This is a genomic window from Bacillus sp. 41-22, from assembly GCF_025809295.1.
GTDB classification, from domain to species: Bacteria; Bacillota; Bacilli; order Bacillales; family Bacillaceae_G; genus Bacillus_A; species Bacillus_A mycoides.
Genome location: NZ_CP084035.1, coordinates 2,386,332 through 2,410,754 on the forward strand (window position 1 = coordinate 2,386,332; position 24,423 = coordinate 2,410,754).

The 24,423-nt window shown below is 32.0% G+C and carries 18 protein-coding genes and 1 pseudogene; 18 read left to right on the forward strand and 1 reads right to left on the reverse strand.

What is annotated here, in order from left to right; all coding sequences use genetic code 11:
* The first annotated feature begins 364 nt into the window (after window positions 1-364).
* From LCF45_RS12200 to LCF45_RS12280, 17 genes and pseudogenes are all read left to right on the forward strand, one after another.
* On the forward strand, window positions 365-1,531 hold the full coding sequence (locus LCF45_RS12200) for a hypothetical protein (protein WP_033731040.1): 1,167 nt from the start codon (window positions 365-367) through the stop codon (window positions 1,529-1,531).
* Window positions 1,532-1,875: 344 nt separating this feature from the next.
* Window positions 1,876-2,562 carry a response regulator transcription factor gene (locus tag LCF45_RS12205; protein WP_002017038.1) on the forward strand — a complete coding sequence of 229 codons (687 nt, stop codon included), beginning with the start codon at window positions 1,876-1,878 and terminating at the stop codon, window positions 2,560-2,562.
* Entirely contained in the window at window positions 2,559-3,641 is a 1,083-nt protein-coding gene (locus tag LCF45_RS12210) for a sensor histidine kinase (protein ID WP_263894853.1), read from the forward strand. Before LCF45_RS12205 ends, LCF45_RS12210 begins: the two co-directional genes overlap by 4 nt.
* Window positions 3,642-4,164: 523 nt before the next feature.
* Window positions 4,165-5,478, forward strand: coding sequence for a D-alanyl-D-alanine carboxypeptidase family protein (locus LCF45_RS12215; protein WP_050001358.1), 1,314 nt, complete (start codon window positions 4,165-4,167; stop codon window positions 5,476-5,478).
* 748 nt (window positions 5,479-6,226) lie between these two features.
* Entirely contained in the window at window positions 6,227-6,742 is a 516-nt protein-coding gene (locus LCF45_RS12220) for a transglycosylase SLT domain-containing protein (protein ID WP_016126958.1), read from the forward strand.
* A 190-nt stretch (window positions 6,743-6,932) separates the two neighbouring features.
* Window positions 6,933-8,042 carry an acyltransferase family protein gene (locus tag LCF45_RS12225; protein WP_002127447.1) on the forward strand — a complete coding sequence of 370 codons (1,110 nt, stop codon included), beginning with the start codon at window positions 6,933-6,935 and terminating at the stop codon, window positions 8,040-8,042.
* A gap of 89 nt (window positions 8,043-8,131) precedes the next feature.
* A pseudogene (locus tag LCF45_RS12230) lies at window positions 8,132-8,263 on the forward strand (Fic family protein); the annotation flags it as partial.
* Between the two features lie 162 nt (window positions 8,264-8,425).
* Window positions 8,426-9,457, forward strand: a complete 1,032-nt coding sequence (locus LCF45_RS12235; RefSeq protein WP_033733977.1) for a VanZ family protein — start codon at window positions 8,426-8,428, stop codon at window positions 9,455-9,457.
* Between the two features lie 169 nt (window positions 9,458-9,626).
* Window positions 9,627-10,220, forward strand: a complete 594-nt coding sequence (locus tag LCF45_RS12240; RefSeq protein WP_033729156.1) for an SGNH/GDSL hydrolase family protein — start codon at window positions 9,627-9,629, stop codon at window positions 10,218-10,220.
* Window positions 10,221-10,671: 451 nt separating this feature from the next.
* Window positions 10,672-12,645: a penicillin-binding transpeptidase domain-containing protein gene (locus tag LCF45_RS12245; RefSeq protein WP_002168360.1), complete on the forward strand. Its 1,974-nt coding sequence runs from the start codon at window positions 10,672-10,674 to the stop codon at window positions 12,643-12,645.
* 483 nt (window positions 12,646-13,128) lie between these two features.
* Window positions 13,129-13,833 (forward strand): response regulator transcription factor, encoded by a 705-nt coding sequence (locus LCF45_RS12250; RefSeq protein ID WP_002085493.1) that lies wholly within the window; start codon window positions 13,129-13,131, stop codon window positions 13,831-13,833.
* A gap of 2 nt (window positions 13,834-13,835) precedes the next feature.
* The gene (locus LCF45_RS12255; RefSeq protein WP_002017026.1) at window positions 13,836-14,822 is read left to right on the forward strand and encodes a sensor histidine kinase; all 987 of its coding nucleotides are present in this window, start codon (window positions 13,836-13,838) and stop codon (window positions 14,820-14,822) included.
* 128 nt (window positions 14,823-14,950) lie between these two features.
* Window positions 14,951-15,721, forward strand: a complete 771-nt coding sequence (locus LCF45_RS12260) for an ABC transporter ATP-binding protein (protein WP_003189289.1) — start codon at window positions 14,951-14,953, stop codon at window positions 15,719-15,721.
* Window positions 15,696-17,633: an FtsX-like permease family protein gene (locus LCF45_RS12265; RefSeq protein WP_078204149.1), complete on the forward strand. Its 1,938-nt coding sequence runs from the start codon at window positions 15,696-15,698 to the stop codon at window positions 17,631-17,633. The genes LCF45_RS12260 and LCF45_RS12265 overlap by 26 nt, the downstream gene beginning before the upstream one ends.
* A 35-nt stretch (window positions 17,634-17,668) precedes the next feature.
* Window positions 17,669-18,349 (forward strand): lipoprotein BA_5634 family protein, encoded by a 681-nt coding sequence (locus tag LCF45_RS12270; RefSeq protein ID WP_263894854.1) that lies wholly within the window; start codon window positions 17,669-17,671, stop codon window positions 18,347-18,349.
* A gap of 203 nt (window positions 18,350-18,552) precedes the next feature.
* Window positions 18,553-19,086 (forward strand): RNA polymerase sigma factor, encoded by a 534-nt coding sequence (locus tag LCF45_RS12275; RefSeq protein WP_002127457.1) that lies wholly within the window; start codon window positions 18,553-18,555, stop codon window positions 19,084-19,086.
* Window positions 19,076-19,903 (forward strand): SH3 domain-containing protein, encoded by an 828-nt coding sequence (locus LCF45_RS12280; RefSeq protein WP_033709119.1) that lies wholly within the window; start codon window positions 19,076-19,078, stop codon window positions 19,901-19,903. The genes LCF45_RS12275 and LCF45_RS12280 overlap by 11 nt, the downstream gene beginning before the upstream one ends.
* Window positions 19,904-19,914: 11 nt before the next feature.
* Here LCF45_RS12280 and LCF45_RS12285 read toward each other — a convergent pair whose 3' ends face one another.
* Complete coding sequence (locus LCF45_RS12285; protein WP_078204148.1) at window positions 19,915-21,675, reverse strand: peptidoglycan D,D-transpeptidase FtsI family protein; 1,761 nt, start codon at window positions 21,673-21,675, stop codon at window positions 19,915-19,917.
* A 410-nt stretch (window positions 21,676-22,085) separates the two neighbouring features.
* Between LCF45_RS12285 and LCF45_RS12290 the strand changes: the two genes are divergently transcribed.
* Window positions 22,086-24,221 carry a peptidoglycan D,D-transpeptidase FtsI family protein gene (locus LCF45_RS12290; RefSeq protein WP_263894855.1) on the forward strand — a complete coding sequence of 712 codons (2,136 nt, stop codon included), beginning with the start codon at window positions 22,086-22,088 and terminating at the stop codon, window positions 24,219-24,221.
* Window positions 24,222-24,423 lie beyond the last annotated feature (202 nt).

Here is a 24,423-nt window from a genome sequence, read left to right on the forward strand (position 1 = left end):
ACTTACAAGAAGATATGTATGAGCAATTAAAAGAGAAAAATACTATTCTTTCTATATCTTAATAATGAAGGGAAAAGAAGAGGGAAAATAGCATCGTTCCTACATTGAGTACTACTTTAACCTTATTTGTAGGAACTCTTGCACTATCCCCTTACAATAAAATTGAATAATCATCCAATATTAATTGTTAACTATTATCGGAATTTTGACAGGATAGAACAATTTTCAAAAAAATATCTTGTATTCATTGTGTCTATTATAGCTATTATTTAAAATTGGGTTTGCACCAAAAGAGTGTAAATAAACATAAAACTTGTAAACTTTATTCATCATAAGGATTATCGTTTTAGAAAAGGAGTGTGTGTTGAAAAAATTTTTAAAGGTAATTTTAATCTTATTAGTAATATTTATAGGAATTATGTTGGGAAGCATAATTTTAAATAAAACATATCATACAGAGTTTAAGTCTTTAGATAACACGGATCAAAACATGTTAAAAGAATTATCTACTATTTATAAGAGCTTCGAAGAATCGAGTGATAAACTCTGGAATGAAGATTATCGCTTCGAAAAAATGCCATTGGTTCTGATACGTAGTAATAAAGACGGGGGATTCTTTAGACAAGAAGCTTATGCAGTTAATGTAACGGGATTAGAAAATAGTATTTTTGCAAAGGAAATAAAAGTCTCAAATTCTCTGCATCTATCTAAAGTCTATCGCTTAACTCGTTTTGATTTTAGAACTATTTCTACCTGGATTCCTTGGAACTTTGGGACAATAAATATTAACGATATGGATGTATTTTATTTAAAATATCATCCTAAAATGTTTAGTAATCCAGATTTATATTTTGATTTTTCATCTTTCTTATTACATGAAGGTTTTCATGCTTATAAACAAAAAGATTGGACATATGATGCAAATGGTGGAGAGTCTATTCACGAATATCCGATTAATAAAGAAAATTACGCGCTAATGGGATTAGAATTTAAGCTATTAGATAAAGCAATGATTGATACGAACCCAGAAAGTATTAATCAGGCATTATATGATTGGACAATTGTACGTAACTATCGCTATAAAAAATGGCCTCAATTAATTGGAGAAACAAAAACTGAAGCAATAGAAGGTTCAGCACGATACTTAGAGTATCGTTATAGTAAATTAACTGGTGGAAATCTTATGGTACTTGCAAAGAAACAGAAGCCATATCATGTTACTTTTATGGAGGCGTTCAACTTCATTGCTAATGGACAGGCAGAATCTCCAAGGTTTTTAGAGCGGAATATGAGATATGAGACTGGTTCAGCCCTTGAATTAAGCATGGACAAAGTAAATATTCCATGGAAAGAAGCTATTGAAGATAGTGCAATCAAACAAGGAAAGACACCATATGAAGTATTAAATACGTACTTTAATATAAATAATACGCCCACAATTGAAAATAAAATCAAAGAAATTAAAGAGAACAATGACTATGAAACACTTTTAGAACAAGGAGAAAAACTGGTGAAAATAAGTAACGAGTAAAGAAAATACGATTTGAAAAAGAATTTTCTTTAAAGAGCGTATTGAAGAGGATTCTTTTTTCATTTTATAAGTTATATACACTACCGGTGTAATCAAAAAAAATTAATTAAAAGAAGGAATCTCAAAAAAATTTTTTTTATTAAAAGCTAAATTTAATGAAGAAGAAAAATTATTAATTGTAAATGGATCTAAAGAAAATTTTGAACAATATTTAAGACGTTATCTTTTATATCGATTATGTTACTTTTGGTCATTCAATTGCAGGTTTACAAAAAAGAGGATAGAAATGTACCGTCTGCTTATGCTTTTAGTTGTTCAATATGAGAAAAATGTGGAGGAATCATATGGAGTCAAAAATTCTTATTGTTGATGATGATAAAGAGATTAGAAATCTTATCTCTGTATATTTGGAAAATGAAGGTCTGAAAACTCAAAAGGCAGAAGATGCTATTGAAGCGTTAGAACTGTTAGAAGAAAAGCGATTCGATCTTATTATTTTGGATGTTATGATGCCTAATATGGATGGCATTGAAGCGTGTATGAAGATTAGGGAAGAACGAAATATGCCTATTATCATGCTTTCTGCAAAATCAGAGGATATAGACAAAATTCAGGGTTTAGCCTCTGGTGCCGATGATTATTTATCAAAACCGTTTAATCCGTTGGAGTTAATCGCTAGAGTAAAATCCCAATTAAGAAGGTTTAAAAAATATAATACAAATACAGATAATGATAAAAGTGTCCTAGAAATTGGTGATTTGACCGTAAATACAGATACACGTCAAGTATGGATAAGAGGCACGGAAGTAAGGCTAACTCCAAAAGAGTTTGATATACTCGAACTACTTGCTCGTAACAAAGGGATTGTTCTGAGTGTTGCAAAAATATATGAAGCAGTTTGGAAAGATGCTTTTTATAAATCGGATAATACCGTCATGGTGCATATTACAAAAATAAGAGACAAAATTGAAGAGGATTCTAAACATCCAATTTATATTAAAACTGTTTGGGGAATTGGGTACAAAATATGAAGAAGCTTAGTTTTAGAAATAAGATAATAATAAAACTTCTTGGTGCTGTTGCAGTTAGTTTTTTTGTTTCGTTTGGTTTAACAATCCTAACTTTTGTATATATTATAATACCATTAAATCTAAATCACTATCTTGATGATCTTAGTACATTTGAAAATAATATACTTACATTTCTTATATTTGCGTTAGCGATCTTTACTTTTATTATCATTTTTTTAATATTGGTTCGAAAGAAAATAGTATATTTGAAGCTCATTTCTGATAATGTGAATGATATTGCCAATGGAAAACTGGGTTTGACAATTGGGATTGAGGGAAAGGATGAATTGACTCATCTTGCTCAAAATATTAATTATATGTCCAAGGAATTGGAGAATACATTTGAACAGGAAAGACAATTGGAACGTACAAAAAATGAACTCATAACCAACGTATCTCATGACTTACGCACACCGTTGACATCTATTATCGGCTATGTAGATTTATTAAAAAGAGGGCAATACGACAGTAAAGCACAATTACAGGAGTATCTCGAAACCACTTATTTAAAATCACAGAGATTGAAATATCTAATTGATGAACTATTTGAGTACACCCGTTTATCAGACATCGATGCTAAGTTAAACATTAACGAAGTTGATTTATCAGGCTTGTTGGAGCAAATAGTTGGAGAATACATACCTATATTTGAAAAGGAAGGTTTAATCGTTCAAAAATCAATAACGGAAGAAACAATACCTATTTTCATGGATGTAAAAAAAATGGTACGTGTTTATGAAAATCTGTTTATGAATGCGATAAAGTACAGCATGAAACCATCCGAATTATCAATATGTCTTGAACTAATAGGTAACAAAGCAATTTTGAAAGTATCAAATAAAGTCGAGAAGCCGCCTGTTAGCGATCCTAATAAATTATTTGAAAGGTTTTTCAGGGGTGATAAGGCAAGAAAAGATGATCAAGGAAATGGGCTGGGACTCGCTATCTCAAAAAGAATTGTTGAACTTCATAATGGTAATATACATGCAGAATATAAGGTAGGCTGGATGTCCTTTATTGTTGAACATCCAATTAAATAGAATGGCTTATGGAATGAAAGGTTCCATAAGCTTTTTTTTAAACTTAAGAAACTTCTTAAGTTAATAATTCAAGTAGGCCATTCATAGTAGACATGATACTGATAAGTTAATTTGATTTATTATTATAAAGTGATTAATCGAATAAAGGGGAAGTTCATTGATATGAATAATGTAAGAGACGATAGTAAATTTAGCAACCAGTGTGTTTTGGTATTCAACCGGGGCACACTGGTTTTATTTTTTTATAAATGTGGAACAAATGTATTACTTAGATTGTCTATTAAGTGTAATCCTAAAAGATATGAAAGTACAGATCATTTCGAAAAATACAAAGGTATTAAAAAGAGGGATATGTGTGGGAACACTAAGTGTCAGTGTGCCTAAAAGGGTGGGATGAGATGGTCTATATGAAAGTGGTTCTAATGTCTTATATGTATATAGAATTTGATAACGCTGTCTATTTTTTGGAGGATTATGTTAAAATAACGTTTTTTTGAGTACAAAGATATTGGAGGTAACAGAAGTGAAAAGTATGTTTTGCAAGAGATTTATTACAATAGTAACAGTGCTTACACTATTTTGTAGCATGGCCGTTACATTTGGAAGAGCATCAGCGGAAACAGTTCCTGCTATAGACGTAGAAGCAGGATCAGCAATTTTAGTAGAAGCAAATTCCGGGAAAATTTTATATCAAAAAAATGCAGATGAATCATTAGCAATTGCTAGTATGACAAAAATGATGAGTGAATACTTAGTTCATGAAGCGGTGGATAAAGGAAAACTTAAATGGGATCAAAAAGTTAAAATTTCTGAATATGCATATAAGATTTCGCAAGATCGCTCATTATCAAACGTTCCATTAGAAAATGGTGGCTCTTATACGGTCAAAGAGTTATATGAGGCAATGGTAATTTACTCTGCAAACGGTGCAACAATTGCTTTAGCTGAAGAGATTGCTGGAAAAGAAGTCAATTTCGTGAAAATGATGAACGATAAATCAAAAGAGTTTGGAATGAAAAATTATAAATTTGTAAACTCTACAGGTTTAACAAACCATGATTTAAAAGGACATCACCCAGAAGGGACAACTCCAGACGAGAAAAATAAAATGTCCGCAAGAGATTGTGCGATTTTAGCACAACGTCTTATTCAAGATTTCCCGAAAATATTAGATACAGCAAAAATCCCTAAAAAAACATTCCAAAAGGGTGGCAAGTATCCGATTGATATGACGAACTTTAACTGGATGTTAAAAGGCTTAATTAAGCAATACGAAGGTGTAGATGGGTTAAAAACAGGAACTACTCCAGAAGCCGGAGATTGTTTTACTGGTACAGTAGAAAAAAACGGTATGCGTCTAATCTCTGTAGTTATAAAAGCAAACTCTCATACAGCACGTTTTGATGAAACAAAGAAATTATATGATTATGCATTTGCGAATTTTGAAGTGAAGAAGGTCTATGGAAAAGATTCAGTAGTAAAAGGTCATGAAACAGTGCGAGTAGCAAATGCAAAGGACAAAGATATAGTTGTTCAAACGAAGCAAGCTGTTTTACTTCCAATGCCAAAGGGCAACAAAGACGTTTATAAAAAAGAATTTAAAGTATCGAATAAAGAACAAGAAGCGCCTATTAAAAAAGGTGTAACAATTAGTCAAATGATTATATCGCCTAAAGATATTACAGATCCTGGGTTCTTATCAGGTAAATCATTACAAGTAGACCTTGTAACAAAATCTGAAGTAGAACAAGCAAATTGGTTTACACGTTTTATGCGCGAAATAGGATCTTTCTTTAGCGGTATGTGGAATAGTGCGGTTGATATAGTAAAAGGCTAACTTTGTAGGATAAAACTAAATATTAGCCTGAAATAAAAGGTTTCAAAGTATTATAGATTCTTATGTGGATGGCTTGGAATGGAAGATTGCATTAATTCTCAAATCTGGTTCTTCGGAACTTTCGGTATTGCAATCAAGCTAAGATAAATTTGTATCCATATAATCAAAAAACGCTATTCTTTTTGTAGAAATATACAGAAAGGATGGCGTTTATTATGAATTGTTCGATTCAAAGGGTTCTGGTGCAAGGCTAGTTTAATAAAGTTACATGATGAAAACACATTCATTATTCCATCAAGTGACAATAAATACCTGGTACTTATTCCTGTTATTAAATTTTATAAAAATTTAATAAAATCTTTTCTTTCTATTAAATATTTTGTTTTAAATTATTTATATAAAGAAATGGAGGCCAGAAAATGAATTTTTTAAAGAAATTTAAGTATCTCTTTATAGCGTGTATCCCTATGTATATAGTTATTCTTTAATTTCAATCGAATAAAAAAGCAAGGTATTCGAGAAAAAAGTACGGTACCATACAGAGAAAACGCTCTCCCATACAAAAGTAAATTGTACCGAAAGTGATAAAAGCGAATGTTATATGGAGGGAACCCACTAATAATTTCACCTGAAAATCGGTAATTAATGAAACAAAGAATAACAAAATGATACATGATTACGAGTTAATATCCCAAAAAGATAGGATTACTAGTGACAATCTTTGATACTGACAAGTGAGGTGACGTCGATGAGAGGGCCATTAATAAAAAGTGGAGTATTTATTTTAGTTTTAACAGGAGGGCTATATCTTACAAAATACGCATATGACCATCATACTAACCGAGTTAAAGTAAGAGACACGATTCAACAAATATCAATAGAGCATGGTATACCGCCATGGATTCCTTTATCTATTGCATTCCATGAAAGTAAGTTTGATCAAAATGCAGTCGGAGATCAAGGCACATCATTTGGACTGTTTCAGCTCCATCGAGGTGGACTAGCACCTAAAGATTTAACGAACGAAGATTTGAAAAATATAGAAACTAATACTCGAATTGCAATATCTAATATGAAAAATGCATATAACCGTGGTTTACAGCAAAATTTAAAAGGACCAGAGCTATTAAAACATGTTGCTAATACCTCAGGGTGGCCTGGGAATAAGGGTGTTCAATGGACAAATAAGCAGACAGACTATAACGAGGGGTTAGAAAACAGTTTTAAAATGTTTTCTAAACGACAATACGATTTTATAGAATGAAATTTCTTTTTTCTTTCTATTATTATATAACTTACGCCTAAATACGAAAGTTTCCTAAAACAGATACATAGATTGACTTTGTACTGCTTATATTAGGAATTTAAAGAAACAATATGTATAATTCTCCCACTACAATAGTATAGTGGCCTTTATTAACAGCAAAATCTACAATTTATAAGGAGAACATTTTATGAGTAAGAGAATAAAAGAATTAGATTCCATACGAGGGTTAGCGGCACTGACAGTGGTATTTGGACATTTTTGTTTAATGCTACCATCGTTGCCTAATTCTATTAAATTTTCTCCGCTTAGGTTTTTATGGGCTGGCGGGGAAGCTGTAATCGTTTTTTATGTACTCAGTGGTTTTGTGTTATCTATGGCACTTTATCATTCAAAAACAAATTATTGGGGATATTTAATTAAGCGATTTGTACGAATCTATATTCCTTATTATTTTTGGATAATCATTACCTTTGCTTTATTTATTTTGTTCTCGCCGTATGAAGTGGCTGGACTACGGGATTGGTTCTATGATAGGTGGCAAGGGTCTATAACAAAAATAGATATTATAAACCATTTTGTGCTTCTTAATAACTTTTTTACGGAAAATTATAATCCAGTTATCTGGTCATTGGCTCAAGAAATGCGTATATCTATTGTGTTTCCGTTGTTATTCCTTCTTTTTTATAAACTGAGTTGGAAGAAAACGATACTATTTGCTTTGAGCTTTTCTTTAATTAGTGTTTTCCTTAATATGTTGCATATAGGGAAAGCAGAGGGATTTTATAATGGTTATGCCGATACACTGCATTTCACATCGATGTTTATGGTTGGAATGTTACTTTTTAAGCATCAGGAAAAGCTTATCTACTTATATAGGAATATGAAAAAATTTAATAAAGGATTTCTTATTGCATTAGGGATTATTCTATATTTATATTCCATTTTAATTTATGGTTTTTCCCGTAATGATACTACTTTCTTATTAAAAGATTGGGGTGTCGTAATCGGTGTTAGTATATTTATAATAATGGCCATGAGTAACCTAAAAGTGAAAGCATTTTTAAATAAGAGTGTATTTGTATACTTAGGAGAAATTTCATACAGTATCTATTTGTGTCATTTTCCAATCATGATGGTACTATTTAAACTTTTGTATACAAAGATACCTATCTTTTTCCTTCTTGCTTTGTGTATTTCAATGACAATACTTTTTTCTATAGTTTCGTATCATTTAATTGAAAAGAAATGTATCAACTGGGCAAAACAAAGAACAACAAATTTTCGAAAAAAAGTGTAATGCTTGAAGGAATTTTATTTCTTTAGTAAATATACGAATATGACCGATTCCTAAGTATATTAGGAATCGGTCAATTACGGATTCTATATAAATATACTAAAATTGAACAAATTTTTAATTTTATACTTAACTCCAAAAATCCTCTTACTAAAGAGAATCTTCGTAACGTTTTTCCAGACATAGCCGAAAGTACAATTAGTAAAAAGCTAGTTTCCTTGTAGCTGCTTGGTCAAATAAAGCTAGTTTCAAGAGGAAGAAATGCTCAATGTATACAGGTTTAATTCTGTATTAATAATTATTAGGGGTAACAACACATCGCTATCTATATCTAAAATGTTATATAAAACTATTGAATATTTTATTCGTAAAAACAGAGGTGTAAAATGAATTTTATTTCCGAACTACTTGTTACCTTTGCAATTCCTACAATACAACTCACATTCTTGTTACTACTCATTTTTGTTTTTAGCTACTTTGTAGTATACAAAAAGGTATGTAAAGGAGGGGGGGAATTTACCGTACAACAAGTTATATTGTTTATATTGATAATAGGATATTATTCCCTTGTATTATCAGCTACTTCATTTGGTCGTCCAGATGATATAACTTTTGCAAGAACAATTGACTTTGATGTACTTAGTGTTTATAGAAAAGCATGGAATACCTTTTCATTTTCTTCTTTTTTCCATATCATTGTGAATATAGGTATGCTTTTTCCGTTAGGAATTTTATTACCTTTATTTAGTAATGTTTTTCAAAAAACAAAATGGATGTTAATCAGCTCAATTATAGCAAGTTTATTGCTTGAAATCCTTGAATTTATAATGCAACGTGGAAGTATGGAACTAGCCGATTTACTTCATAATACTTTAGGAATGATGCTAGGATATTCTATGTTAAATATAGTTCTTATATTGTTGAAGAAAAAAGAAACAGATACACAAATGACCAAATATTTATTTCTTCCGATTACAGTAAGTTTTGTTGCACTTGGAATAATGATTTCGTATCAAATGAAGGAATTTGGGAATATGCCTTTAGATCCCATTACAAAAACAGACATGACTGATGTCACTATAAAAACATCAATAGAGTTAAAAGACGAAGGTAATAAAATGCCTGTTTACAAAGAGGAAATTACAAAAATGCCTAATGACAATGAGCCAGTTACAAAAAAATCACATATTCGAGATGTCGAAATTCTGTCTCCCAAAGAAGTATTTCAAAAACTAAAACAAGGAGACTTTGATCCTATAATATCTTTCAAAGCAGGTGATACATTAGTCATTACAGATTATAATATAGATTACTACGCTGATACAAAAGGCTTTTCTCAACCTATATATGTTTTTCAAGTACACTTAAATGATAATGGGAAAGATAGTTGGTCTCAACCTATTTCTGCGAGAAGATAACGTAGATTTTCATGTTTTTGTTCATGTGAAATAGTTTAATCGAGTTGTCTTGCTCATTTGAAAAATCTCCTATGGAATTTAATTGAAATTGAAAAACATTTAAGAAGAACAATTACGCTGTGGGCTATTGTATAGTGTAGATATGAATAACAAAAAAGGGGGACTATATATGTGGAAGCGATTTGTAGCGATTGGTGATAGTTTTACAGAGGGGATAGGGGATGAAGTTGAGGGAATAGCATTAAAAAGCTGGGTAGATCATTTTGTTCAACTGTGTGTAGATGATTTAAAATATGCTAATTTTGCAAAACGTGGGTTAGTAACTAAAGAAATTCGCTCACAGCAATTGGAACAGGCATTAACTTTTAATCCAGATTTGGTTAGTCTAATTGCAGGTGCAAACGATGTTTTAAAAGGACGTTGGAATCATCAAGCATATAAGAACGATATGGAATTTATGATAGATACATTAAGTAAAGCAGGTGCTGATATTATTATAGCAAACCTTCCAGATTTTACAGTTCGGCTTCCATTTCCTTCTGAAAAAAAACAAGTATTAAAAGAACAATTATTAGAGGCAAATGAAGTTATACTTTCACTGAGTAGAGAGTATAAGCTTCATCATGTTGACTTTTGGAATCATCATTTAGTTAATGACAATACGCTTTGGTCTACGGATTTAATTCATCCAAACTCAAAAGGATATGTAAAAGTTGCTGAATTGATTTTTAGTAGTTTGCCTGTACATGACTCTTTTAAATAAGCTGTAGAATGACCTAAACTCCTGTCGCGTGCTGTACAGGGGTTTTTGGTGCGAAAAAGAAGGATATAGAGTGCCTATAAATTATACTTTAAGTAATTCTTTTTATTGTTTATATTTTTGTTATTTTCTGTTGCAGAATCCTTAGTATAAGGATTCTTTTTTTGTATCAATAATCTATAAAGAAAAAAGATGAAATTGGCGAAAATGAACTAAAAGGTATTTTAAATGAATTGTTAAAACAACACTAATAATGATAACGTTCGCTAAATATATTCGTCGTTTGTAAGAATCTTAAAATCTTCCCTTTTTGAATGCAGCTTAACCATAAATTTAATTTTTTTGTAAATGTGGAACTATTTCATTACTTACACTGTCTATTAAGCGTTAAAACATTTTTTATTTAACATATTTAGAAAGGAATAATCATTTTTAATTAAGGGAGAAGATTGAATTGAAAAAAATATGGATGCTGCTTTTCTTTTGTTTTGGAGTTATGTTGGTAGGATGCAATAAAGATGAGCCGCCAAAACAAGCATTTGAAGAATATATCAATTTATGGAATGATAAAAAATTTACAAATATGTATGATTATTTATCAGAACATGCAAAAAAAACGATTTCTAAAAAGGAGTTCACAGAGAAATATCAAAAAATTTATGAGGGTATTGGAGTTAAGAATTTAAAAATTAAAACGAAAGGAGAGAATACTAAAGATAAAGAACTTTTTCTTTTTGAAGTTAATATGGATACGGATGGAGGAACAGTTTCATTCATCCATGAAGCAAAACTCGTGAAAGATAAAGATAAGGAATCTTGGAAAATAGATTGGACACCAGACTTCATTTTCCCAGGTATGAAAAAAGATTACAAAGTACGTATGCAAACAGAGCAAGGAAAACGCGGAGAAATATATGATCGAAATGGAAAAGGGCTTGCAACGAATGGTAAAGCGACTGAAGTTGGAATTATTCCAGAGAAACTAGGTGAAACGGCAGCGCAAACGAAAGAAATAGTAGCACAATTACTTGATATGTCTATAGAAGAGATCAATCAAAAGCTCGCAGCGAAATGGATAAAACCAGATTCCCTTGTACCAATTGGTATTTTAAAAGAGGGAACCAGACAGAATGATTATATTGAATTAGAAGGAGTTTCATCTCGCCCAGTAAATATTCGTACGTATCCATTAGGAGAAGCAGCGGCACACTTAACGGGATATATAGGAAAGGTAAATGCAGAGGAGTTAAAATCGCTTCAAAAAAAAGGTTATCAAGCAGATGATTTAGTGGGTAAGACAGGTTTAGAGAAAGTATTAGAGAATAAATTGCGTGGTGAAAAGGGTGGACGCGTATTTATGGAAGATGAGAACGGGAAAGAGATTAAAAACGTAGCAAAACAAGAAGCAAAAAAAGGGGAAAATGTTACGTTAACTATTGATGCCGCAATTCAAGAAAAAATCTTTAATGAGATGAAAAATGAAGCAGGATCTAGTGCAGCGGTCAATCCTAAAACGGGTGAAACAATCGCACTTGTAAGTAGCCCTGCTTATAATCCAAATACAATAGTTAGAGGAGCATCAAAAGCTCAACGGGAAGCATGGAATAATGACTCGAAACTGCCAATGATGAATCGCTTCACACAAGCATTTGTACCAGGTTCCGTATTTAAAACGATAACAGGTGCAATTGGTTTGGAAACAAACACAATAAATCCTAAGGAAGAATTTAAAATTCAAGGATTAAAGTGGACAAAAGATTCATCTTGGGGAAATTATTATGTAACACGTGTGAAGGATGCTAGTCCAGTTGATTTTGATAAGGCAATGAAGTACTCTGATAATATTTATTTTGCTCAACAAGCTTTGAAAATAGGAAAAGATCAGTATGTAAATGAATTTAAGAAATACGGATTTCATGAAAAATTACCAATTGAATACGAATTCCCTATTTCAATCATTGCAAAAGATGGGATAAAAAATGATATTCAACTAGCAGACACGGGGTACGGACAAGGACAAGTATTAATGACACCTCTTCATTTAGCATTGACTTATGCACCGATTGTCAATGAGGGTAACATTCCGTCACCGCATCTTATAAAAAAAACAAAAGCAGCGGGAAATTGGAAAGAAAATGTGATTTCTACCAAGAATCAAGAGATATTAAAAAGTGCGTTAATAAAGGTTATTAATGATCCTGATGGTGCTGGGAGAACTGCTAAAGTTGATGGTGTAACTCTCGCTGGTAAGACAGGTACAGCAGAACTGAAAGAATCGAAAGAAGCAGAGGGTAAAGAACTTGGTTGGTTTGCAGCTTTCGATGCAAGCGCGCCAAACATGATTGTTACCATGATGATTGAAGATGTAAAAGGAAGAGGCGGGAGCAACGTTCCAGGTGAAAAAATAAAACATGTTTTTCAGAAATAATACTTAATTAGAAGGTGAAATTTACTCCTTTAGTAAATATACAAACCTTACCGATTCAAGATTATATTAGGAATCGGTTAATTTATGTCTAAACGCAGATTTTATGATTTTAATAATCGTATTTAATTACGTGTTTTTTACACAATTAAATACGATTATTTTTTATTTGAAAATTATAAAACAACAAATTTTAAAATGTTAAATTAGATAATTGAAATTTAAAAAATAAGAGCTATTATACTTAACTTTATTTTCAGAAATATTACAAAGCTGTTAGTTTGAAGTAAGGTTATTCAATATAAGTAAGAGGGGAATTTCTTTATACTAAAAGATAAAAGTATATTTTATATTCTTACAGATAATAAACATATACTTTAACTAGTCCCACTTAACGACCTTGCGGCATGTTTGAAGAGGGAGATTCCTACGGACACTGAGAAGGGAGTCTTTTGTCGGAAAAGATAAATAAAAGGAGCTTAATATATGTATAAAATTATGATTGTAGAAGATGACCAAAAAATTTCTAAACTACTTCAATCCCATATTAATAAGTACGGGTATGAAGGGAATATTACAGAGGATTTTGAAAATATTTTGGCTAACTTTGAAAAAATTCAACCTGATTTAGTTTTATTAGATGTAAATTTACCGAGTTTTGATGGTTTCTACTGGTGCCGACAAATTAGAACGGTCTCTACTTGTCCCATTATATTTATATCAGCACGTAGTGGAGAGATGGAGCAAGTTATGGCACTTGAACATGGTGCAGACGATTATATCACTAAACCGTTTCATTATGAAGTTGTAATGGCAAAAATCCGAAGTCATCTTCGAAGAATTTACGGAGAATACGCACCGAAAGCGGAAGAAAGAGTTGTTCAGCAATCCGGTTTAATACTTTATCCAGAAAAAATGGAATTAAAGCTAAATGATAGCATGTGTATACTGTCAAAAAAAGAAACTGTTTTACTAGAAACTCTCTTACGACAATCTCCTAGTATTGTTAGTCGAGAGAAAATCTTAGAAAAACTTTGGGATGACTATACGTATGTAGATGATAATACGTTAAGTGTAAATGTTACACGTGTCCGAAAAAAATTAGAGGAAATCGGAATAAAAAATGCATTAGAAACAGTTCGTGGTGCTGGATATCGTTTGAAAATAACTTGGAAGAATGATGAGGTATAATAATGAATTTATTTTTACGTGAACATATCCCTTTCATCTGTTTCTCAATCATTCAGCTATTTGTCGTTCTAACTGTTTATTGGCTGGATGGATATAACCACTTATCTACTGCGTTATATAGTGTGTTTTTAGGAGGATGCTTTTTAATTGCGTTTTTACTTTATCGCTACTTTAGCCATCGTAGATTTTATAACAAATTATCCAACCCTTCTGAAACATTAGAGGACTCCTTAGAAGAACTCGATTCCACTCCATTATCAGTAGCACTTCAGCGTGTGTTAAAGACACAATACAGTCAATATCATCAACAGTTAAAGACTTGGGAATATAAACAAAAAGAGCACCTTACATTTATTAATCAATGGGTGCATCAGATGAAAACGCCTCTATCAGTTATTGAACTGATCACACAAGAAGAGAATGGGGAGGTTTTTGAAAGTATTGTGGAAGAAGTAGATCAAATGCAGTACGGATTAGAAATGGTCTTATATATGGCGCGATTACAAACGTTTGAGCAAGATTTTTATGTGGAAAGAGTTTCGTTACAAGAAATCGTTCAAGAAGTAATCCGTGAAAATAAACGTCTGTTTATCCGTAGCTATGTTTATCCAGAAGTAAAAGTAAAACAAACTATTATGGTAGAAACCGATAGAAAGTGGCTTCGGTTTGTTATTCATCAAGTGATATCCAATGCCATTAAGTATTCAGCAGGAAGTAGAAAAAACGTTACTATTACTACATTAGAAGAAGAGCGCTCAGTAATCCTTGAAATACACGATCATGGTGTGGGAATTCCAAAAGAAGACCTCCCGAGAGTATTCCGCCCATTTTATACGGGAATAAACGGTCGGAAATTTAAGGAATCTACTGGGATGGGATTATATCTTGTGAAAAATATTATAAAAAGATTGGAACATGATATTGAAATAAAGTCGGAAGTAGGAAAAGGAACAACAATCTGTATTATTTTCCCTTATGCAAATCGTTAGAACGGTATTTAGTTTGAATTTTCAGGAATATTACAGACCTGTTAGATATATGAAAGGTTAATCGATATGAGAAGAAGGGACACTTAGATAAACTTAGGTTATTAAAAGATAAAAAGGAGCAAAACGATATGGAAATATTAAAGGTCTGTGAACTGAGTAAAATCTATACAGGAAAGGTATCTTATGAAGCGCTCGCCGAAATTAATTTGAGTGTGAAAAAAGGGGAGTTTGTAGGAATAATGGGACCATCAGGAAGTGGAAAAACTACTTTGTTGAACATGGTTTCTACTATTGATTCTCCCACATCAGGAGAAATATTGATTAATGGAGAAAATCCATATCAATTATCTCAAAATGAACTGGCATTATTTCGAAGACGTGAATTAGGTTTTGTGTTTCAAGCATTCAATCTTCTTACAACATTAACTGTAAAAGAAAATATTGTTCTTCCTCTGACGTTAGATGGTACTAAAGTTGAGGATATGAATCAGCGTGTAGAAGGTATTGCAGAAAAATTAGGCATCCAAGATATATTAAATAAACGAACATATGAAATATCGGGCGGACAAGCACAAAGAACAGCAATTGCACGTGCTCTAATTCATAAACCTAAATTATTACTTGCAGATGAGCCGACAGGAAACTTAGATTCAAAAGCGGCTAATGATGTAATGGAGTTATTAAAACGATTAAATAAAGAACAAGATGCAACAATGATGCTTGTTACGCACGATCCAGTGGCTGCAAGTTTTTGTGATCGCGTTGTATTTATTAAAGATGGAAAATTATATAACGAAATTTATAACGGAGAAAACCAACAAATGTTTTATCAAAAAATTATAGATGTACTTGCATTACTAGGAGGTCGTAAGCATGACTTTTCAAAGATTCGCTTTTAATAATATCATTCGAAGTAAGCGGACTTATGCTGCACACTTTCTAAGTAGCTCATTTTCAGTTATGGTTTTTTTCACATATTCACTCTTACTTTTTCATCCTGATTTACAAGGAGAACTAGCCTCCACAAGTAAAACAATGAGCCTTTTAGGAACAATGGGGATGCAAATCTCTCAATATCTCATTTTTGTATTTTCATTCTTCTTTCTTTTATATTCGGTGAGTTCTTTTTTAAAAACAAGAAAAAAAGAATTTGGAATTTTAATCATGCATGGTATGACACCGGCGCAGTTAAATAAATTAATTTTTTTAGAAAATATGTTAATTGGAGTCGCTTCAATTACATTTGGTATCTTAATTGGTTTGATATTTTCAAAGCTCAATTTATTGGCAAGTGAAAATATATTAGCGATTGATAAGGGTCTTCCTTTTTACGTTCCTATAAAAGCTGTCTTTACGACAACTGGCGCATTTTTGATTCTGTTTCTAGTCATTTCGTTGTTTACTTCTAAAATGGTAAAAGCAAACAAGTTAATTGATTTGATGAAATCAGAGGAAAAGCCAAAACCAGAGCCAAAGGCATCAAAAGCATTAGCATTCCTTTCCGTATTATTAATTGGGTTAGGGTATGGATGTGTGTTCTATTTCGTACTAGAAAGAAACTTCATTATGCCTTACTTACTTGGAGGAGTAGTTTTTGTAGTGGCAGGGACATATTTTCTATTTTCACAGTTGAGCGTGTATGTAATACGTGTCTTAAAGAAAAAAGACACTGTATTTTTTAATAAAACGAACCTACTTACCATATCTGAATTGGCTTATCGTATGAAGGATAATGCAACTATGTTCTTTATGCTAGCGATTGTTTCCGCGGTGGCTTTCACAGGAATTGGTACATGTTTAGCAATGGGAAATAAGGGATTAACGGAGATGATCAATCCATTTGCATTTACCTATACCTCGTTAGGCGAGAATCCCCAAGAAGGAGAGCACATTACAAAAATAAAAAAACAACTCACTCGTTCAAATTTTTCTTATCAGGTAGCGGTTACGAATCCTAAATTCACGGAAAATAATTTAGTGCTAATCAAAGTATCAGAGTATAACAAGTTTGCAAAAATCTTCGGGTATGAAATGGAAAAGATAGATAATGATCAAGAAGCGATTATAGTACCCTCAATAATTTCGCAAAAAGAAAAGTATGCAAGAGGAAAAGATATACCCGAGAAAATAGATGTAGTACAGGAAAACTTAGAGATGTCCCTTGGGGTCAAGAAGGCAGTCCCGTATATAGTTCTCCCAAATACAATTGGAGCTATTATTGTTGTTTCGGATTCTTTGTACGATACAATCCCGAATAGAAAGACAGAAGATGATTCTTACGTAATGAAAAGTCAATATGGATTTGTAGTGGAAAATTGGGAGAAATCAAGAGTGGTTACAAAAAAATTAGAAGCAACAATGGGTAATAATAATTCGGTGCAAGCACATCATTATTTTAAAGCATTGTATTCTGAATGGATTTTTTCGAAACAAGAGAACGGTATTTTACTTATTGTCAGTGTATTAGTAGGGATCGTATTCTTTACGTTCGCAGCCAGTCTTTTATATTTCCGACTATATGCAGATTTAGAAAGGGAACAACAACAATATGAAATGATTGCGAAGGTCGGTCTAAGTAGAAGAGAGCTAAAGAAAATCGTAACGCGTCAGCTTACGTTAATGTTCTTCTTGCCTTTAATTATAGCGATTATTCATAGTGGTGTCGCTTTTATAGCCTTGCAACAGCTAATTGACTTCTCTGTTTTAAAGATGTCCATTTTAATTATACTAGCCTTTATATCCATTCAAAGTGTGTACTTTTTCACTGTCCGTTGGCGTTATTTACAACGGTTATATAAAAAAATCATGTAACGTATTGATAAAACAAGCAAAGAGGAGAAAAAGAAATGAAAAAAGTAATGAAAGTGTGTATGGCAGGAGTTGTATCAATTTCTATGTTAGGGGCTTGTTCTTTTGGAAAGAAAGAAGAACCAAGGAATGCCGCTTTATTGATTGGGGAAGAACAATCATTAAAAGAAATAGTAAGTCAACATAAAAGTGAAATTAAGACCAACACTTTATATAAAGTGAAAAAAGCAGAAACTGGCGGTAAACAACTATTAATTATGGAACGAAAAACTGCAGAGAAAATGGTTGAGATAGGTGTGTTGAGAGAATCAGATAATGATAATGAAGTATGGAGTTCAGATCCAATAAAGTCATTACCTTCAGCTCCAAAAGGTATAGCTGTATTATTGGCTAGTAAGAAAAATAAAAAAATTAAGGAATTAACAATTAATGAAAAGAAAATAGAAGTCCAGTATGCTAGCGATACTTGGTTTGGTCACTATCGTAATTCAGATTATGAGGAGCTGATTGTAATTGTTGACAATACTACTTTCAATCAAATCCCTGTAAATGAAACATCAATGGAAATCCTTCATTTCAATAAATCGTATGGTGAAGATAGACCATATAACACAGATGATGTTACGGCTGTACAAGCAGAAACTGAATGGAAAAAACTCACTAAAACTATGGGGAGTCAAGTGGATGTATTAGATGCGGTTTCTATTATAAAAAAATAATGAAAATATATTTAATACAGAAAAACCAGGATGATTTTAAGAATTTATCCTGGTCTTTTTTATTACATTTTTTTAGAAATATCATCTGTCGAAAAAAAAGATAAACAATGGAACAAATGAAACTTGTATCATGTCTATATATTGAAACCATATTAAAAGTGAGGGCAGCTTTATGTTTATTCAAATAAGTTTGAGGTGTGGAAATGGAACAGAAGTTTATTGAAAAATGTAATCATGATGAGCTTGACTATGTTATAAAAGACTATTGGCAAGATGTATGGAATTATTCATTTATTATTACGAAAGATCCACACTTATCAGATGACATCACACAAGATGTATTTATTAAGGTTTTTAAACATTGGAATTCGTTTCGAAAGGAGTCATCTATTAAAACGTGGATATTAAAAATTACAAGAAATACGGCAATAAACTATTTGAAATCCTCTTATTTTAAAAGGATATCTTTAGTGGGATTTTTTAGTGACGATAAGCAATCTCCATCGGCAGAACAAGAATTTTTTAATCAAGAGGAAATGAATGATGTGTGGGATGTTGTATTAAAACTACCTAAAAAACACCGCGAAATACTAATATTGGACGCGAAATATGAATTATCTTATGAAGAAATGGCTGAAACATTAGGTGTATCCATTGGAACAGTCAAATCTAGGTTAAGCAGAGCAAGAAGTAAAGTTTCAAAATTAATAGGGGAGGGTAGAAGTGATGAACAGTAAAAAAAATCCTGACTGGTATAGCAAATTAAAAAATGGACCAATGGAGCGTCGTAAAGATGAAGAAGCATTTATTTATAAAATAAAGCAATCGATATACCAAAATAGTGAAGTAGACTCTGTACCATACAAGAGACCATTTCGTAAAAAAGCATTGCCTATTGTAGTTGTTTTGGTTTGTACAATGTTATTTTTTATTGTTCAACAACCTTGGCTTGATGATAATAAATCACCGGTACAAAGTAGTACTCAAATTAAGCCTAAAACAAAAGATGAGTCTGCTCAAGATCCATCATTAAAACAATTTATGAATGAGTTATATCGAAGTACAAATTCAAAAAATGAAAATGACCTGTATAGAGCGTTAAATGATGAAGTTCTATTTAAAGGGAAAAGTTATCAGAAGGATGAATTGAAGTTTGATGAGGATATTTTTCATGAGTTGCAAGTCGCTCTTACAATGGGGGGAGAATTTGCAAATGATACAAAGAAAGCATACAAAGTACCAAGTGGATTGACAGAAAGTAACCAACCAAAGCAATCGCATTTTATATATGCAACTGTTACTGGAAATAAAACGAAAATTTTAGCTGAACCAAAACGAGAATCACAAGTTTTATATGAAGTATCTAATGAAATGGTAAAAGCTTTGATTCCAGAAAAAGCGCTGAATGATGGATATATAAAAATATCGACAATTAACGGTTATACTGGATATGTACAAAAAGAGTATGTTTTAACTGATATTAAATATTCTTTCATATTTGAAAAGAATGATGAAGGTATATGGGAAATAACGAATATAGATTCTATATGGTAAAAGAGGAAGGTTCACTTTAATGAACCTTCCTCTTTATCTTTATCCTCTTTTTGAAGTGAATTCCAGCACTCTAAAATTTCTGATGTAACGAGAGCAGCAATATTTTTTTCTGAATTACTACCAGGAATAACGACAGAAATAGCAATTTTTGGATCTTCGGTAGGAGCATATGCAATGAAAAGAGAATGATTTATCATTCTTTCTTGCTCGTTCGGAGAGCCAGTTATCCCTGTTTTACCCGCGACATGAAAGGGCAAGTTTTTAATCTCCTCTATATTTTGACTCATCCCACCTTGCACGACACTCCAAAATTTCATAGGATAACGATTTGAACTTTCTAAGAGTGGTTTAAACTTTTTTGTTTCCTTATCGTCTTGACCAATAATAGCACTTACGATTTGAGGTCTATATTTATCACCTTTACTTGCCAAAGTTGCTGCATATTGAGCGAGTTGAAGAGGGGTGTGTACTTCATTTCCTCCCCAAGATGCATTTAATAAAGCAGAGATTCCATTTTCAAACTTATTAGATGGATGAAATTCATATTCTCCGTCTTCTTCAAAGGGTAAATCAATACCAGTTTTAGAGCGGAGGCCAAATTGCTTTAAATAATCTGTCCATATATTTGCTACTTTTTCTATATTCCCATTATTTCGGTTGAATAAGGGGAGAGCTACTTTTGCTGTCATAAATGTATTTGATGAATTAATGATAGCTTGACTCGGTGTAATTTCACCTGTTGGTGTTCCAGGAGCATTGGTGATGTTATTTTGATTATCATACTGAAAACTACCATTATCCAAATATGTATCCTCAGGTTGAAAAAGCTTTTCGTTTAATCCGATTAAAATAGTAAGTGGCTTTATAGTAGAGGCCATATTTACATAAGATTCACCATATTTTAATTTTTGAATTGCTTTATTTTGCGAAAGGGATTTAATGTTTTCTTTTTTAGATGATACATGTGTATTTAATATATTTGGATCAAAAACTGCCGAATTGGCCATAGTTAATATTGCGCCAGTTTTTACATCGGTTACTACTGCATAACCAGCATTAGCATCAGGTACTTTCTTAATTTGAGATCTTAGTGCTTCCTCTGTTTTTTGCTGCAATTTAGAGTCTAAAGCTAGCCGGACATCTTTTCCTTTTTGTACTTTTTGAATGTTCCATAAGAACTTTTTATTATTCATTTTAAAAATCAGAGTTTTTCCGGGTTTTCCTTTTAAATCATTTTCATATTGAAACTCAATCCCACTTTTACCAACAGGTACATTTTTAGAATTAAGGTCATTTTCTACATACCCAATTACTTGTGAAGCAATTTCATTCTTTGGATAATATCGAATGAATTCGTCTTTGATCACTACATTTTTAGGTTTATTCTTGTTTATGAATGAAATTTCATTTTCACTTATATCAGAGTATAAGGATATTTCATTCATAGTCTGCTTATTACAGGATTGTTGTAATTGAGATTTTATGTCCTCTGTAGAAATGTCATGTTGAAACTCGTTTGAAAATTGATTGAAAAAAGCTAATGTGTTTGATGTATCTTTATTCGATAGTTTTTCATCATTAGAAGTGCAATATAGAGACTTAACTTTCTTATTTGTAGCTAGTAGTACACCATTTTGATCAAGAATTTTTCCTCTTTCAGCTGAAGAAGTTGCGATAGTAATTGAAATGAAGTTGATTTTTAATAAAATTAGTAAAATCACACTTACAATAGAAAGAACCGCAAAAAATCTCCATCTTTTCGTATGTAACATATAACCCTCCCTTATGTAGCCTATTCCATCTTATAGTTAATTATTTTTTTTGTAAATGTGGAACAACTTTATGATTTAGATTGTCTATTAAGTATTACAGCATGAAGAAAGGAACAATCAGTATGAAAAAAAGTACATGTTAATAGTAAGTCTATGTGTAAGTTTAATATGAGTCATTATACAGTTTAGCATTTCTAATGCAGGCGACAAAAAAATAGAGAAAAAAACAGGAAGGGAGATTTATCAATTACACGGCTAAACCAAAAGGAATGGATGCCTACAAGGATTTAACAAAAAAGATAAGACACTATTATAACTGAATAGTGGTTTCTAATATATAGGGAACGCTTTTAGTATATTTATTTACTAAGTATTAGTGAGGATTTCCTGAAGAATTATATGGAGGATTTATGAAAGAACAAAAAGTAAAGAAACAGAAGACATATATATCTATTCGATTGAATATAATGTTCCTTTGCATATTTGTACTATTCTCAGCTATTATTATGCAGCTAGGAAAAGTACAAATCGTTGAGGGAGAGGCTTATAAGAACCAAGTGGAAAACAGTCAAAATGAAACAACTAGTATACCAGTTCCACGTGGACAGATTCTAGATCGAGAAGGGAAAACAGTCGTTAATAATAAATCTCTTCGCACAATTACGTATACAAGGGTGAAGGGGATTACGAGTGAAGATATTTTAAAAACAGCAAAAGACTTGGCGAAGGTACTTGAAATGCCTGAGCAAGATATAAATAAATTAACCGATATCGATAAAAAAGATTTTTGGATGCAATTGAATACGAAACGTGCGGAATCAAAGATTACTAAAAAAGACATAGGAAATTTTAAAGAAAAGGGAATAGAGGGAAAAGAACTAGACAAAAAAATTCAAGACTTAAGACGAAGTCGCGTTACAGAAGTAGAATTGGCAGAATTAACAGCACAAGATTTAAAGGTGTTAGCTATTAAAAGTAAAATGAGTTCAGGTTATCAACTGACACCACAAATTATAAAAAAAGATGTGACAGATCAAGAATATGCGCGGATAAGTGAAAAACTTGCGGAGTTTCCAGGAGTAGATACAACAGTTGATTGGGAACGTAATTATGTAAATGGTAATTTATTTCGTTCCGTGTTAGGTAATATTACAAGTAGTGAAGAAGGATTACCGAAAGAAAACTTAGATTCTTATTTGGTACGTGGATATAACCGTAATGATCGTGTAGGAAAAAGTTATATTGAACAACGATATGAAGATGTATTACACGGCACAAAAGAAGAAATGAAAAACATTACTGATAAATCAGGAAACATTATAAACACAGAAATAATCTCTAAAGGAAAAAGTGGTAATAGTTTAACATTAACGATTGATATGGAATTACAAAAGAAAGTGGAAGAAAGTATAGAGAAAAATTTGAGAGCTTTTAAGAGTTCAGAGCCACTGTTGGACCGAGCGTTTGTCGTCATGACAAATCCAAATAACGGACAGATTTTATCTATGGCAGGCAAAAAGATTGTAGAAAAAGAAGGGAAAATAGAGATTGAGGATTTGGCATTAGGTAACATGACAACTTCGTATGAGCTAGGGTCAGCTGTAAAAGGCGCAACGTTATTAACTGGATATGAGACAGGGGCAATACAGCCAGGAGATCAATTTTATGATGCACCGATGAAATTTAAAGGTACACAAGCCAAGAAATCATGGAATGTATCCGGATTTGGTAATATTAATGATTTACGAGCTTTACAAGTATCTTCGAATGTATACATGTTCCAGACAGCTTTAAAAATTGCGGGAGTTAATTACGTACCGAATGGTTCATTGGATATTAAACAAGAAGCATTTGATAAAATGCGTTATTATTTTAAACAATTTGGTTTAGGGGTACCAACAGGTATTGATTTACCGAATGAAATAATTGGGCAAACGAGAAAAGTAGATAGTCAACCTGGGTTTTTACTAGATTTTTCTATCGGTCAGTATGATACGTATACGCCATTGCAATTGGCACAATATATTTCAACTATTGCAAATGGTGGGTATAGAATGCAACCCCAAATTGTACAAGAAATACGAGAGCAATCAATAAAAGAAGAAGAGGTCGGTAAAGTTATACGCTCTATAGAGCCTGTCGTATTAAATCGAGTTGATATGAAGAAAGAACATATTGATCGGATAAAAGAAGGCTTTAGATGGGTATTCCAAGAAGGTGATGGAACTGGCGTGAAGTATTTCAAAAATGCGCCATATAAACCAGCAGGAAAGACAGGGACAGCTCAAACTGTATATGGTGGAGATGATCCAATTGGTAGAAATGCTAAAGGAGAACGTATGGAATGTTATAACTTAACATTAGTTGGATATGCTCCATATGATAATCCAGAAGTAGCATTTTCTGTAGTAGTCCCATGGCTTCATGATGATAAAAATGGAATTAATTCTATAATTGGAAAGGAAATTTTAGATGTATACTTTGATTTAAAAAAGCAACGTATACATGGTGAAGCTGCTAGTACAGATAGTTCGAATCAAAGATAGTAAAATTTGTGCACTTTTCTCAGGGGAAGAGACCCTGTTTATATAAAAGCCTTTATAAGTTAAAGAAAAAGGAAGATTTGAAATAAGAGATAGCGGCTATCATAGTTGCTATCTCTTACTTTTGTTAATATCTTGGCTACTAGTTAAAAAGGTTTTAAATTTATGGAACAAACTTGTTTCTTAGATGGTCTATTATGTGTAC

Coding starts and splice junctions, on each gene's coding strand:
- LCF45_RS12220 (WP_016126958.1), top strand. CDS start 6,227: ATGAGAGGGCCATTAATAAAAAGTGGAGTATTTATTTTAGTTTTAACA.
- LCF45_RS12265 (WP_078204149.1), top strand. CDS start 15,696: ATGACTTTTCAAAGATTCGCTTTTAATAATATCATTCGAAGTAAGCGG.
- LCF45_RS12205 (WP_002017038.1), top strand. CDS start 1,876: ATGGAGTCAAAAATTCTTATTGTTGATGATGATAAAGAGATTAGAAAT.
- LCF45_RS12290 (WP_263894855.1), top strand. CDS start 22,086: ATGAAAGAACAAAAAGTAAAGAAACAGAAGACATATATATCTATTCGA.
- LCF45_RS12285 (WP_078204148.1), bottom strand. CDS start 21,675: ATGTTACATACGAAAAGATGGAGATTTTTTGCGGTTCTTTCTATTGTA.
- LCF45_RS12225 (WP_002127447.1), top strand. CDS start 6,933: ATGAGTAAGAGAATAAAAGAATTAGATTCCATACGAGGGTTAGCGGCA.
- LCF45_RS12235 (WP_033733977.1), top strand. CDS start 8,426: ATGAATTTTATTTCCGAACTACTTGTTACCTTTGCAATTCCTACAATA.
- LCF45_RS12210 (WP_263894853.1), top strand. CDS start 2,559: ATGAAGAAGCTTAGTTTTAGAAATAAGATAATAATAAAACTTCTTGGT.
- LCF45_RS12270 (WP_263894854.1), top strand. CDS start 17,669: ATGAAAAAAGTAATGAAAGTGTGTATGGCAGGAGTTGTATCAATTTCT.
- LCF45_RS12260 (WP_003189289.1), top strand. CDS start 14,951: ATGGAAATATTAAAGGTCTGTGAACTGAGTAAAATCTATACAGGAAAG.
- LCF45_RS12240 (WP_033729156.1), top strand. CDS start 9,627: ATGTGGAAGCGATTTGTAGCGATTGGTGATAGTTTTACAGAGGGGATA.
- LCF45_RS12255 (WP_002017026.1), top strand. CDS start 13,836: ATGAATTTATTTTTACGTGAACATATCCCTTTCATCTGTTTCTCAATC.
- LCF45_RS12280 (WP_033709119.1), top strand. CDS start 19,076: ATGAACAGTAAAAAAAATCCTGACTGGTATAGCAAATTAAAAAATGGA.
- LCF45_RS12250 (WP_002085493.1), top strand. CDS start 13,129: ATGTATAAAATTATGATTGTAGAAGATGACCAAAAAATTTCTAAACTA.
- LCF45_RS12275 (WP_002127457.1), top strand. CDS start 18,553: ATGGAACAGAAGTTTATTGAAAAATGTAATCATGATGAGCTTGACTAT.